Raw genomic sequence first — 12939 nt, forward strand, 5'->3', positions numbered from 1 at the left:
CACCGGTTCAGTCCACCCCCTTGATCCGCACCACCAGCACCGCCCCCGCGAGGCCGATCACCGCCGCGACCAGGTACAGGACCCGGTAACCGCCCAGGTAGGTCACGATCGGGGCGGCCAGGACCGGGGCCGCGACCTGGGGAAGGGCGTTGGCGATGTTGATGACGCCGAGGTCCTTGCCGCGGTCGAGGGCCTTGGGCAGCACGTCGGTCATCAGGGCGAAGTCGACGGAGGTGAAGACGCCGAAGCCGACGCCGAGGACGGCCGCGGCGGCGATCGCGCCGGGCCAGGTCTGCCAAGAGGCCAGCGCCGCCGTGGCCACCGCCATCAGCACGCCGGACCAGATCACGAACGGCTTGCGGCGCCCCAGCCGGTCCGACCACACCCCGCCCACCACGACCGTGGCGAGAAGCGTGATCCCGTTCACGGCGGTGAGCACGAGAACCCCCTGCTCGGGGTCGTCGAGGTGGAGCCGGTCGCGCAGGTAGTAGAGCAGGTACAGCAGCACGAGGGCGTTGCTGAGGTTGATCAGGAAGCGGGTCAGCCAGGCCCACGCCAGGTCGGGGTGCTCGCGCGGACTCAGCCGGAAGGAGGCGAGGAACTCCCGCCCCGACCAGGGCGGCCGGGCCGACTCGGGGAGCCGCAGGTCCTCGAAGCGCAGGACGTACGGCAGGACGCCGACCAGCGTGAACACCGCGCACGCCGCATACCCGCCGCCGGTGCCCCCGGCCACCGTCGCGAGCCCCGTGCCGCCGACCACGCCGAGGATCTGTGCCGCGCCCAGCCAGCCGCCCACGCTGCCGCGCTGGAGCCGCGGCACCCGGTCGGGCACGGCCGCCGTGACCGCGGCGAACGCGGCGTTCAGGGTGAGCTGGACCAGACACCAGCCCGCCGCCATCGTCCACACGCCGCCCGCGCCCGCGAGGAGCAGCAGGGACAGCGCGCCCCCGGCCGCTCCGGCCACGATCCACGGCGTCCGGCGGCCCCATCGCGCGGTCGTCCGGTCGGACAGCGCGCCGAAGAGCGGGTTGGCGACCAGCGAGACGACCGCGCCCGCACCCGTCACCCAGGCCAGCATCGTCTCTTTGGACATGCCGGTGCCGGGCGCGAAGTCCTCCGCCTGGGAGGCGAGGAGGATCTGCAGCGGGCCGTACCAGCCCACCCAGATCGCCCCGTTGGCCAGCGAGAGAGCGGACGTCCAGCCCCGGCCCACCCGTTCGACGGGCTCGGCGAGCGCGGACGGCGGTGCGACCCGGTCGGCCGCGGTCATCTCTGTGCCCGCAGGGCGTCCCGCAGCCAGCCGTACGAGGCCTTCGGGGTCCGCTCCAGGGTGTCGTAGTCGACGTGCACGAGCCCGAAGCGGCGCGCGTACCCCTCCGCCCACTCGAAGTTGTCCATCAACGACCAGACGAAATAGCCGCGGACGTCGACGCCCTGCTCCAACGCCCCGTGCAGCGCCCGTATGTGGCCGTCCAGGAAGGTGATCCGCTCCTGGTCGTCGATGCCGTCGTAACTGCACCCGTTCTCGGTGATGACGACGGGCGGGAGCCGGTCGCCGTAGCGCTCGCGGAAGCCGGTGAGCAGCTCGGTGAGCGCCTCCGGCACCACGGGCCAGCCGAAGTCGGTGACCGGATACCCCTCCAGCTCCTTCACGGTGAAGGGCAGTTCGGCGGGCAGGGTGAGGCCGCCGAACTCGATCTCCGCGCCCTCGGGGGCACCCACCCTGGTCGGCTGGTAGTAGTTGATCCCGTACCAGTCGACCGGCTCTCCGATGATTTTCAGGTCGGACTCGACGTCGCCGGGCATCAACGCGTCGATGCCGTCGGGGTAGCGGCCCAGCAGGACGGGGTCGGCGAAGAGCCGGTTGAGCAGGAGGTCGTAGAAGTCGGCCGCCTCGACGTCCTCGGTGCGGTCCGAGGCCGCCCAGGTCGGGCCGTGCGAGTTGGCGATCCCGATGTCGCCCGCCCCGGCCGCGCGCAGTGCCCGTACGGCGAGACCGTGGGCGAGGAGTTGGTGGTGGGCCACCGGCAGGGCGTCGAACATGAGCTGCTTGCCGGGCGCGTGCGCGCCGAGGGCGTGCCCCAGCAGGGTGTGCTCGGCGGGTTCGTTGAGAGTGATCCACTTCTTGACGCGGTCGCCGAGGCGCTCCGCGACGACCGAGGTGTACGCGGCGAACCGCTCGGCGGTGTCCCGGTCCGCCCAGTCCAGCTCCGCCGGCAGGTCCCAGTGGAAGAGGGTCGGCACCGGGCGTACGCCGGCCGCGCACAGCGCGTCGACCAGGCGGTCGTAGAAGTCGAGACCGCCGGGGGAGTTCACCCGGGGCCAGGAGATGGAGAAGCGGTACGCGTCCACGCCGAGGCCGGCCAGGAGCGCCACGTCCTCGGGGTAGCGGCGGACGTGGTCGCAGGCCACCGCCGCCGTGGAGCCGTCCTTGATGTGACCGGGCCCGGCGGTGAAGGTGTCCCACACGGAGGGGGCGCGTTCGTCCACGGCCCCCTCGATCTGATGGGCCGAGGTGGACACGCCCCAGAGGAAGCCGGACGGGAACTGGGGGAGCGGGTTCGTCGCCATGCGCGATCATCTGTACCCGCGGTAACGGAAGTCAACGGGTCGGTGCGAACCCGCGGACGGCCGTGTTCAGGCTCCCCCTGCGTGCAGCCCCTCCGTGCGCCCTGTTCATGCCGCCTCGTTCATGCCGCCCCCTTCATGCGCCCCCGTTCATACGCCGTCCTCAGGCGCCCTCCTTCAAGACCCGGGAGATCAGCTCGCGCTGGTCCTCCGTGAGTGCCGGGTCGGCGGCGTGGACGGTCCTGCCGTCCACGGTGATCTCGTAGTGGAAGCCGTCCGGGACGCCGGCCGGGTGTGTGTCCCGTCCGGCGGCGAGCGCCCGTTCGGCCAGGGCGTGCCACTCGGGGGCGTCGGGCCGTGCCGAGGTGTCCACCTCGGCACGGCGCTCGATGCCCGCGAACCCGCCCGTACGCCGCACTTCGATACGCATGGGGTCCTGTCCAGTAGGAGTCGGGCGCCCGGCGCTACGACACTTTCCGCCGGGCCTACGCGGACGGCACCCCGACCTGTTCCCAGGCCTTGGACACCGCCTGCAGTTCCTCCCCCTCGTTGTACCGGACCCGCGCCGCGGCGAGGGTGAGCCGCGCGAAGTCCGAGAAGAGGGCCCCCTCCGGCAGTTCCCCGCCGGTCAGTACGTCGTACCAGATCTGTCCCGCCCGCTCCCACGCGTGGCCGCCGAGGGCCTGCGCGACGAGGTAGAAGGCGTGGTTGGGGATGCCGGAGTTGATGTGGACGCCGCCGTTGTCCCGGTTGGTGGGGACGTAGCCGTCCATCGTCCCGGGCTGCGGGTCCTTGCCGAGCACGTCGTCGTCGTACGCGGTGCCCGGTGCCTTCATCGAGCGCAGCGCGGTGCCGGTGACCCGCGGGGCGAGCAGCCCGGCGCCGATCAGCCAGTCGGCCTCGCCTGCGGTCTGGCCGAGCGTGTACTGCTTGATCAGCGAGCCGAAGACGTCCGACATGGACTCGTTCAGGGCGCCCGACTGGCCGAAGTAGGCGAGGTTCGCCGTGTACTGGGTGACGCCGTGGGTCAGCTCGTGGCCGATGACGTCGACCGGGAGGGTGAAGTCGAGGAAGATCTCGCCGTCGCCGTCGCCGAACACCATCTGCTCGCCGTTCCAGAAGGCGTTGTTGTAGTCCTTGTCGAAGTGCACGGTGGCGTCGAGCGGCAGGCCGTCGCCGTTGATCGAGGTGCGGCCGTAGGCGTTCAGATAGAGGTCGAAGGTCGCGCCGAGGCCTGCGTACGCGCGGTTGACGGTGGCGTCCTTGCCGGGCTTGTCGCCCTCGCCGCGGACCTTCCTGCCGGGGAGGTCCTGGCGGTGGCGGGCGTCGTAGATCGTGCGGTGCGGCGCGTGGTCGTCGGCCCCCGGCGGCGCGGCGACGGCGGGCGCGCCGATGACGGTGGTCAGCCGGCGGTGGGTGCGCTCGTACGCGTCGCGCTCCAGGGTCTGGCGCGCGGGACCGGAGAGCGCGGGGTCCTCGTGCCGGGCGAGCTTGTCGAGGACATGGGGCGGAACGATGGTGCAGTGGACGGGCTCGAAGCCCCCGTTGGTCGTCATGCCCGGCACCCTTGCACTGAGTGACCTTCATGTCACTACGTGCAACCATGATTGGTGAAATGCGGGGACTGGGACCCGGAGATTCCTGCAGGAAGTGGTATGGCGCACTCTTTGTCCCTTTCCGGGCGAGCGATCCCGCATACTGATACAGCCCTCCGTACGGAGCGAGGCTCCGCTAGGCTGCGGAGCATCATGCGTTTCGGGCTGCTTCTTCTTAGCTGCCGCGGCGAGGGCCTGTAGTCGAGGCCGACCCCCTCCCCGCGGAGTCTGGCGTTGCGCCGTCGGCCGTCCTTTCGGACATCCTGAGGAGCCTACGCATCATGGCGGACAGCCAGATCAGCCAGCACGCCCCCACCAACCGTCAGCGGCCCACGTCGATGCCGGTCCACAAGTACGGCCAGTACGACCAGGTCGACATCCCCGACCGGAGCTGGCCGGACAACCGGATCACCGTCGCCCCCCGCTGGCTCTCCACGGATCTGCGCGACGGCAATCAAGCCCTGATCGACCCCATGTCGCCCGCGCGCAAGCGCGAGATGTTCGACCTGCTGGTCAAGATGGGTTACAAGGAGATCGAGGTCGGCTTCCCGGCGTCGGGCCAGACGGACTTCGACTTCGTCCGCTCGATCATCGAGGACGAGACCGCGATCCCGGACGACGTGACGATCTCCGTACTGACCCAGGCCCGCGAGGACCTGATCGAGCGGACCGTCGAGTCGCTGAAGGGCGCCAAGCGCGCCAACGTGCACCTGTACAACGCCACCGCGCCGGTCTTCCGCCGCGTCGTCTTCCGCGGTTCGAAGGACGACATCAAGCAGATCGCCGTCGACGGCACGCGTCTGGTCGTCGAGTACGCGGAGAAGCTGCTGGACCCCGAGACCGAGTTCGGGTACCAGTACAGCCCCGAGATCTTCACCGACACCGAGCTGGACTTCGCCCTGGAGGTCTGCGAGGCGGTCATGGACGTCTGGCAGCCCGGTCCGGGCCGCGAGATCATCCTCAACCTGCCCGCCACGGTGGAGCGTTCGACCCCCTCCACGCACGCGGACCGCTTCGAGTGGATGGGCCGTCACCTGTCCCGTCGACAGTACGTGTGCCTGTCGATCCACCCGCACAACGACCGCGGCACCGCCGTCGCCGCCGCCGAACTGGCGCTGATGGCCGGCGCCGACCGCGTCGAGGGCTGCCTGTTCGGGCAGGGCGAGCGCACCGGCAACGTCGACCTGGTCACCCTGGGCATGAACCTGTTCTCGCAGGGCGTCGACCCGCAGATCGACTTCTCCGACATCGACGAGATCCGTCGCACGTGGGAGTACTGCAACCAGATGGAGGTCCACGCGCGCCACCCGTACGTGGGCGACCTGGTCTACACGTCCTTCTCCGGCTCCCACCAGGACGCCATCAAGAAGGGCTTCGACGCCATGGAGGCCGAGGCGGCCGCCAAGGGTGTCACCGTCGACGACATCGAGTGGGCCGTCCCGTACCTGCCCATCGACCCCAAGGACGTCGGCCGTTCCTACGAGGCCGTCATCCGGGTCAACTCGCAGTCGGGCAAGGGCGGTATCGCGTACGTCCTGAAGAACGACCACAAGCTGGACCTGCCCCGCCGGATGCAGATCGAGTTCTCGAAGATGATCCAGGCGAAGACCGACGCCGAGGGCGGCGAGGTCACGCCGAAGGACATCTGGGCGACCTTCCAGGACGAGTACCTGCCCAACCCCGAGAACGCGTGGGGTCGTATCCAGGTCAGGACCGGCCAGTCCACCACGGACAAGGACGGCGTCGACACCCTGACCGTCGAGGCCACGGTCGACGGCACCGACACCGTCTTGAGCGGCACCGGCAACGGTCCGATCTCCGCGTTCTTCGACGCCCTGCAGTCCATCGGCGTCGACGTGCGCCTGCTGGACTACCAGGAGCACACGATGAGCGAGGGCGCCTCCGCGCAGGCCGCGTCGTACATCGAGTGCGCGATCGGCGACAAGGTTCTGTGGGGAATCGGCATCGACGCGAACACGACACGCGCCTCGCTGAAGGCCGTCGTCTCCGCCGTCAACCGCGCGGCCCGCTGACCTCGTTCACCTGGTTCTTTCCGGCCCCGTCCGCCTTTCGAGGCGGGCGGGGCCGGGTCGCATCCCGGCCAAATCATGTGCAGGTCACAAGCAGGTCTCGTCCCAGGTACTGACTACACCTCAACAATGTGGCTAACATCACGCCAGCGCGGCGATGTTGCCGTGGCGTTACGGAGGTGTGCGACGTGCTGCCAGGATGGGGACGAAACGGTCGTGCAGTTCAGGTTCCCCGCATCCTGGGCACCCGTACGGCGTGGAGCACCGTGGGCGACGGGGAGTTCTTCTGCCCCGGCTGCGGTGGCGACCGCAACTACCAGCGGCTCACCGGCCGGCGCCGCTTCACTCTTCTGGGTGTTCCCGTCCTTCCGCGCGGCGAGACGGGGCCCGTCGTCGAATGCGCGGCCTGCGGCCGCCACTACGGCGCGGACGTCCTCGACCACCCCACCACCACCCGCTTCTCCGCGATGCTCCGCGACGCCGTCCACACCGTCGCCCTCGCGGTCCTCGCGGCGGGCGGCGGCTGCGCCCGTTCCTCCCTGGAGACCGCCGCCGCGACCGTCCGCTCGGCCGGCTTCGACGACTGCACCGAGGACCAGCTCAGCGCCCTCGTCGAGGCCCTCGCCGCCGACACGGGCCGCTTCTTCGGCGAGCCCTGCGGAGCGAGCCTGGCCATAGAGCTCCACGAGGCGCTGGACCCGCTGGCCCCGCACCTCGCCCCGACGGGCCGCGAGGCGATCCTCCTCCAGGGCGCCCGCATCGCCCTCGCCGACGGCCCCTACACCCCCGCCGAACGCGACGCCCTCGCCACCGTCGGCGCGGCCCTGACGATCTGCTCCGAGGACGTGACCCGCCTCCTGGCCACGGCCCGCACCCCGTCGTAGCGCCCCGTAAGCCCACCGCCGCACTACTCCCCAGGGAGTAACGACGGCCCCGGCACACCCGGCGCAGTAGGGCCCGGCTCGCTCCCGCGAGCGACGAAAGGCGTCCGACGGGCCGGAAGTCTGGAACTCGGTAACCAGACATCCGGACCGAAGGGAGGCCCTGTCCATGGGGGCCGGAGAGACAAGTACGCCGTCGCGACGGCGGGCCGTGCCGTGGGCGGTGCTCGCGCTGTGGATCGGGCTGCTGGCCGTCGTCGGCCCGTTCGCGGCGAAGCTGTCGGACGTGCAGCACGACCGTGCCGTCGACTATCTGCCGTCGAGCGCCGACTCCACGCGGGTCGCGAAGATCGAGGACCGCCTGCCCGGCGGCGAGACCACCGAGCTGGTGCTCGTCTACCACCGCGACGGGGGACTCCGGCCGGCCGACCGGGACACCGCGGCCCGCCGGGTCGCCGCGATCACCCGGGCGAACCCGCTCACCGGCACCCCCCGGGCCGTGCCGTCCTCCGACGGCAGCACCCTGATGTACCCGGTAGCCAGCAACGCGCCCGGCACCGACGAGAAGAAGCGCGACGCGTTCGTGAACGACGTCCGGGACGTGGCCCGGGACACCGGCGGGATGAGCGTCGTCGTCGGCGGGCCCGGCGCCCTGGCCACCGACGCGGGCGAGGTCTACGACTCGCTCGGCGGGCCGCTGCTCTACACCACCGTCGCCGTCGTCGCCGTCCTGCTCGTCCTCATCTACCGCAGCCCGCTGCTGTGGCTCGTGCCGCTCGTCGTCGCGGGCATCGCGGACTATCTGTCGATGGGCGTCGCCTACGGCCTGAACCAGGCGTTCGGCACGGTCGTCTCCGGACAGAGCTCGGGCGTGATGACGATCCTCGTCTTCGGCGCCGGAACCGACTACGCCCTGCTGATCATCTCCCGCTACCGGGAGGAACTGCGGCGCGTGGAGCGGCCCTACGACGCCATGAAGGAGGCCCTGCGCGGCTGCGGGCCCGCCGTGCTCGCCTCCTCCGGGACCGTCGCGGTCGGACTGCTCTGTCTGCTCGCCGCCGACCTCAACAGCAGCCGGGGCATGGGTCCGACCGGCACCGTCGGTGTGCTGTGCGCCCTCGTCGCCATGCTGACCCTGCTGCCCGCCGTGCTCGTCCTGCTCGGCCGCCGGGTGTTCTGGCCGCTCGTCCCCGCATTCGGCAGCGAGCCCCGGCAGCGGCGGAGCCTGTTCGCCGCGATGGGGTCCTCGGCCGGCCGCCGGCCGCTCGTCGTCCTGGCGGGCGGAGCCGCCCTGCTCGGCGCGCTCGCCCTCGGCACCCTGAACCTGCCGGGCGCGCTCAAGCAGGAGGACTCCTTCGTCCACCGGCCCGACTCGGTCACCGCGATGGAGACACTCGCCCGCGCCTACCCCGGTCAGGGCACCCAGCCGATCACCGTGATCACCCCCACCGGACGGGCGGACGCCACGCTGTCCGCCGCACGCGGGCACACCGGCGTCGCGAGCGCCGAGCGCGGACGCAGCGACGGAGGCTGGACCGAGATCTCCGTCATCGCCCGCGGCGCCCCGCAGTCGGCGGCCGAGACCGCCACCATCAAGGCTCTGCGGGCGGACCTCGGCGGGTCGTACGTCGGCGGCCCCAGCGCCGAGCAGCTCGACCTCCAGGACACGAACGCCCGCGACCGGCTCGTCGTCGTCCCGATCGTGCTCGTCTCGGTGCTGCTGATCCTGATCCTGCTGCTGCGCTCGCTCGTCGCGCCGCTGCTGCTCGTCGCCGCCGTCATCGCGGTGTGGGGCGCGGCCCTCGGCATCGGCGGCCTCGTCTTCGGCCCGCTGTTCGGGTTCGAGGGAACCGATCCCGGCCTCGGCCTGCTGTCCTTCGTGTTCCTGGTCGCCCTCGGCGTCGACTACGGCATCTTCCTCATGCACCGGATGCGGGAGGAATCCCTCTCCGGCGCCGAACCGGCCGCCGCCGCGCTCACCGCGCTGCGCACCACCGGCGGTGTGATCGCCTCGGCCGGCCTCGTCCTCGCGGCCACCTTCGCGGTGCTCACGAACATGGGGCTCCTCCAGCTCGTCGAGCTCGGCTTCGTCATCTCCGTCGGCGTGCTGCTCGACACCTTCCTCGTCCGTACGTACCTGGTGACCAGCGCGAGCGTGGCACTGGGGCGGAAGGTGTGGTGGCCGGGCGGCCTCTCCCGCGAGCCGGGCCCCGAGCAGGCCGGACGACAGGAGCCCGTCCCCGTCGGCTGACCCGCACCCACCGGACGACGGACATCGGGCGCCCCCGCCTCCCGCGGGGGCGCCCCCTCACGGAAGATGAAGCGGTGGACGTCAAACGCATGCTGCACCTCACCGGCTTCGGACACCGGGGCACCACCGACCCGGCGCGGGTCCTGCGCCAGGACGCGTTCCTCGCGGGCCTGCTGCTGATCCTCGACAGCACCGTGACGCTCACCGTGCCCATGGACGGCCGGCGGCCGGACGCGCTCGGCTGGACCCTGCTGATCGCCGCGCACCTTCCGATGGTCTTCCGGCGGCGCGCTCCGCTCGCCGCGTTCCTCGGACTCGTCGCCTGCGTCGCCCCGTACCACGCGCTCGACTTCGACCACAGCGCGCCGCTGCTCGTCTCGATGACCGCGCTGTTCACCGTCGCCGTCACCGGCACCCCGCTGCGCTCCCTGGTCGTCGGCAGCGGTGTCATCGGGATCATGCTCGCGGTCGAGTTCGGGCATGGCACCGCCGAGGGCACCGAGGCGCTGCGCGTCACCGGCTGGATCGTCGCGTTCATCGTGCTCGGCGTCTACGTCCGGGTGCACGGGCAGTACTTCGCCTCGATCGTCGAACGCGCGGAGCGCGCCGAGCGCACCCGCGAGGAGGAGGCCCGGCGCCGGGTCGCCGAGGAGCGGCTGCGCATCGCCCGGGACCTGCACGACCTGCTCGCCCACAGCATCACCCTGATCGGGGTGCAGACCTCCGTCGCCGCGCACGTCCTGGCCGCCGACCCCGGCCGGCTGGACCGTACGGCCGTCGCCAAGGCCCTCGACGACATCTCCGAGACCTGCCGGACCGCGCGCGGCGAACTGCGCAGCACGCTGGAGGTGCTGCGCGACACCGAGCACGGCGGCGGCGACGGCCGGGGCCCGCTGCCCGGCCTGGACGGCGTACCCGATCTGGTGGCGGCGGCCCGTTCGGCGGGCACACGGGTGGAGGCGTCGTCCGTGGTGGCGGCCGACGGTGTGCCCACCGCCGTGGGCGCCGCCGCCTATCGCATCGTCCAGGAGGCGCTGACCAACGCGGTACGGCACGCGGGCCCCGGGGCGAGCGTCCGCGTGGCGCTGGACACGGACGGCTGGGCGCTGCGCGTCCGGGTCACCGACGACGGCATCGGGGACGCGGGCGGCCCGCCCGGCTTCGGTCTGGTGGGGATGCGGGAGCGGGCCCGCAGCGTGAGCGGAACCGTGGAGACCGGGACACGGGAGGAGGGCGGATTCGCGGTGCTGGCCGTCCTGCCCCTGCGCACAGCACTCCCGGACCAGCGCCCCGACCCCGACGGCGGATCGGTGCCGGATCAGCGCCCAGACCCCGACCCCGTCCGTGGATCGGTGCCGGACCGGCGTCCCGACCCCGACCCCGACCCCCACCGTCGGTCGGTGCCGGACCGGCGGCCGGTGCCTCTGTCCGTACGGGACGTCGGCGCCGTACGGGACGACCGTCACGCGTCCGGGACCGGTCCCGCGGTCGTGGCCGAGCCGGGAGAGGGCGGGCTCCGATGACCATCCGGGTGGTCCTCGCCGACGACCAGAACCTCGTACGGGCCGCGTTCGCCATGCTCGTGGAGTCGGCCCGGGACATGGAGGTCGTCGGACAGGCGGCCACCGGCCGGGAGGCCGTCGAGCTGGCCCGCGCCGCGCGCGCCGACCTGGTCGTCATGGACATCCGCATGCCCGACCTGGACGGCATCGAGGCCACCCGGCTCATCGCGGCCGACGAGAACCTCGCCAGCGTCAGGGTGCTCGTGCTCACCACGTACGACACCGACGAGCACATCGTGGAGGCGCTGCGCGCGGGCGCCTCCGGCTTCCTGGTGAAGGACACCCGGCCCGCCGAACTCCTCGACGCGATCCGCACCGTGGCCGCCGGGGACGCGCTGCTCTCGCCGGGCCCCACCGCCCGCCTGGTCGCCCGCTTCCTGCGCGCCCCCTCCGTCCCCGCGCTCGCGGCGGGCGGTCCCGAGGGGCTCTCCGAGCGCGAGCGCGAGGTGCTCACCCTCGTCGCACGCGGTCTCAACAACACCGAGATCGCGGCCGCGTTGGGACTGAGTCCGCTCACCGCGAAGACCCACGTCAGCCGCATCATGGGCAAACTGGGCGCCCGCGACCGGACCCAGCTCGTCATCGTGGCGTACGAGTCGGGCCTGGTGACCCCCGGAGACACGGGCCGGCCCTGACCGTCGGCGGCCGGGAGCCGGAGCCGGGGCCCGCCCCGGCGGCAGCGGCCGAAAGCGTGACCGGAACCGACTGACGTCTCATCAGCATGCCCTGAGAACACGGGTATTGCCGCTGCATCCTGGGCACATTGGGTTCACCGGGACATCCCACGTCCCACGTCGTTCCATGTCCGACGCAGCCGACGCAGTCCAGGGAGTGTCATGACCAGCATGAGCCGCATGGTCGCGTTCGCCGCCACCGCCGGACTTCTCACCGCGCTCGCCGCCACCGGCCACGCCGCCTCGGCCGCGCCCCGGGACGCCGGGGACTGCACCTCCTCCGTCCCGTACACCGCGGGCCAGGACGGCTACGACACCTACCGCATCCCGGCGACCGTCACGACCGGAGCAGGCACACTGCTCGCCTTCGCCGAGGGACGGCACAGCGGCGCGGGCGACACCGGGAACATCGACGTCGTCCTCAGGCGCTCCTTCGACGGCGGCTGTTCCTGGAGCCCGCTGCGGGTCGTCGCGTCCGGGGACGGCGACACCCGTGGCAACCCGGCGCCGGTGGTGGACCCGAAATCCGGCCGGATCGTCCTGCTCACCTCCTACAACAGCGGTGCGGTCACCGAGGCGCAGATCATGCGCGGCGAGGTCACGGCGGAGCAGAGCCGGCGCGTCTTCGTCCAGACGAGCCGTGACGACGGGCGCCACTTCACCGCCCCGCGGGACATCACGGACGAGGCCAAGCTGCCGGGCTGGCGCTGGTACGCCACCGGGCCCGGCCATGCGATCGCCCTGCGCCACGGACCGCACGCGGGACGCCTGGTCGTGCCCGCCAACCACTCCGCCGCCCCGCCCGCCGGGTCCACGGACACCGGCCAGGAGGCCAGGTACTACGGGGCGCACGCGCTCTACAGCGACGACGGCGGGCGCACCTGGCGGCTCGGCTTCGTCGACGACTCCTACGACGGGACCGACAACGCCAACGAGAGCTCGGTCGCCGAACTGCCCGACGGCAGGCTCTACTTCACCTCGCGTGATCAGAACGGCACGAGCACCGGCAACCGCCTCGACTCCTACTCCAGTGACGGCGCCGAGACCCTGGACCGCCCCTTCGCCGTCCAGCCCGACCTGAACGACGTCCCCGTCGTCCAGGGCAGTGTCCTCCAGCTCACCGGCCGCTTCGCCCCGCTCCTCTTCTCGGGCCCCTCCGTCCCCACCGTCCGGCAGTCCATGGCCGTCTGGCGCAGCGCGACCGCCGGCGCGGACTTCGACAAGGCGATCACCCTGTCCACACGGCGGGCCGCCTACTCGGACCTCGTCCAGCTCGGCGCCTCCCGGGTCGGCATCCTCTACGAGACCGGTGACGCGGGACCGTACGAGACCATCGAGTTCCGGCGGCTGCCGCTGAAGGGGCTGCTCGGGTGAGGGC

At 72.0% G+C, this 12939-nt stretch carries 10 protein-coding genes; 6 read left to right on the forward strand and 4 right to left on the reverse strand.

Annotation, left to right across the window (positions count from 1 at the left end; all coding sequences use genetic code 11):
• Nucleotides 1-7: 7 nt before the first annotated feature.
• From ACIQ7M_RS10075 to ACIQ7M_RS10090, 4 genes are all read right to left on the reverse strand, one after another.
• Complete coding sequence (locus ACIQ7M_RS10075) at nt 8-1270, reverse strand: MFS transporter (RefSeq protein ID WP_355764399.1); 1263 nt, start codon at nt 1268-1270, stop codon at nt 8-10.
• Nucleotides 1267-2571 carry a GH1 family beta-glucosidase gene (locus ACIQ7M_RS10080; protein ID WP_355764396.1) on the reverse strand — a complete coding sequence of 435 codons (1305 nt, stop codon included), beginning with the start codon at nt 2569-2571 and terminating at the stop codon, nt 1267-1269. Before ACIQ7M_RS10080 ends, ACIQ7M_RS10075 begins: the two co-directional genes overlap by 4 nt.
• Before the next feature lie 160 nt (nt 2572-2731).
• The gene (locus ACIQ7M_RS10085) at nt 2732-2998 is read right to left on the reverse strand and encodes a protealysin inhibitor emfourin (protein WP_389839096.1); all 267 of its coding nucleotides are present in this window, start codon (nt 2996-2998) and stop codon (nt 2732-2734) included.
• Nucleotides 2999-3053: 55 nt separating this feature from the next.
• Complete coding sequence (locus ACIQ7M_RS10090) at nt 3054-4124, reverse strand: M4 family metallopeptidase (RefSeq protein ID WP_403641929.1); 1071 nt, start codon at nt 4122-4124, stop codon at nt 3054-3056.
• Between the two features lie 320 nt (nt 4125-4444).
• Here ACIQ7M_RS10090 and leuA point away from each other — a divergent pair, with 320 nt between their 5' ends.
• The 6 genes from leuA to ACIQ7M_RS10120 all read left to right on the forward strand — a co-directional run bounded on the left by leuA (nt 4445) and on the right by ACIQ7M_RS10120 (nt 12935).
• The gene (gene leuA / locus ACIQ7M_RS10095) at nt 4445-6196 is read left to right on the forward strand and encodes a 2-isopropylmalate synthase (protein ID WP_386977493.1); all 1752 of its coding nucleotides are present in this window, start codon (nt 4445-4447) and stop codon (nt 6194-6196) included.
• A 185-nt stretch (nt 6197-6381) separates the two neighbouring features.
• Nucleotides 6382-7077 carry a TerB family tellurite resistance protein gene (locus ACIQ7M_RS10100; RefSeq protein WP_355763926.1) on the forward strand — a complete coding sequence of 232 codons (696 nt, stop codon included), beginning with the start codon at nt 6382-6384 and terminating at the stop codon, nt 7075-7077.
• 166 nt (nt 7078-7243) lie between these two features.
• Entirely contained in the window at nt 7244-9325 is a 2082-nt protein-coding gene (locus tag ACIQ7M_RS10105; protein WP_403641934.1) for an MMPL family transporter, read from the forward strand.
• A gap of 74 nt (nt 9326-9399) precedes the next feature.
• A complete protein-coding gene (locus ACIQ7M_RS10110) occupies nt 9400-10848 on the forward strand; it encodes a sensor histidine kinase (protein WP_403641937.1) in 1449 nt (482 codons plus the stop codon).
• Nucleotides 10845-11522: a response regulator gene (locus ACIQ7M_RS10115; RefSeq protein WP_403641940.1), complete on the forward strand. Its 678-nt coding sequence runs from the start codon at nt 10845-10847 to the stop codon at nt 11520-11522. Before ACIQ7M_RS10110 ends, ACIQ7M_RS10115 begins: the two co-directional genes overlap by 4 nt.
• A 201-nt stretch (nt 11523-11723) precedes the next feature.
• Nucleotides 11724-12935 carry an exo-alpha-sialidase gene (locus ACIQ7M_RS10120; RefSeq protein ID WP_403641943.1) on the forward strand — a complete coding sequence of 404 codons (1212 nt, stop codon included), beginning with the start codon at nt 11724-11726 and terminating at the stop codon, nt 12933-12935.
• The last annotated feature ends 4 nt before the right edge of the window (nt 12936-12939 follow it).

Origin of the sequence: Streptomyces sp. NPDC096324 (assembly GCF_044763015.1) — a bacterium.
Lineage (GTDB): Bacteria > Actinomycetota > Actinomycetes > Streptomycetales > Streptomycetaceae > Streptomyces.

Excerpts from the sequence above, each read along its gene's own strand:
- ACIQ7M_RS10075 (WP_355764399.1), bottom strand. The coding sequence starts at position 1,270 with ATGACCGCGGCCGACCGGGTCGCACCGCCGTCCGCGCTCGCCGAGCCC.
- ACIQ7M_RS10120 (WP_403641943.1), top strand. The coding sequence starts at position 11,724 with ATGACCAGCATGAGCCGCATGGTCGCGTTCGCCGCCACCGCCGGACTT.
- ACIQ7M_RS10105 (WP_403641934.1), top strand. The coding sequence starts at position 7,244 with ATGGGGGCCGGAGAGACAAGTACGCCGTCGCGACGGCGGGCCGTGCCG.
- ACIQ7M_RS10080 (WP_355764396.1), bottom strand. The coding sequence starts at position 2,571 with ATGGCGACGAACCCGCTCCCCCAGTTCCCGTCCGGCTTCCTCTGGGGC.
- leuA (WP_386977493.1), top strand. The coding sequence starts at position 4,445 with ATGGCGGACAGCCAGATCAGCCAGCACGCCCCCACCAACCGTCAGCGG.
- ACIQ7M_RS10090 (WP_403641929.1), bottom strand. The coding sequence starts at position 4,124 with ATGACGACCAACGGGGGCTTCGAGCCCGTCCACTGCACCATCGTTCCG.
- ACIQ7M_RS10115 (WP_403641940.1), top strand. The coding sequence starts at position 10,845 with ATGACCATCCGGGTGGTCCTCGCCGACGACCAGAACCTCGTACGGGCC.
- ACIQ7M_RS10085 (WP_389839096.1), bottom strand. The coding sequence starts at position 2,998 with ATGCGTATCGAAGTGCGGCGTACGGGCGGGTTCGCGGGCATCGAGCGC.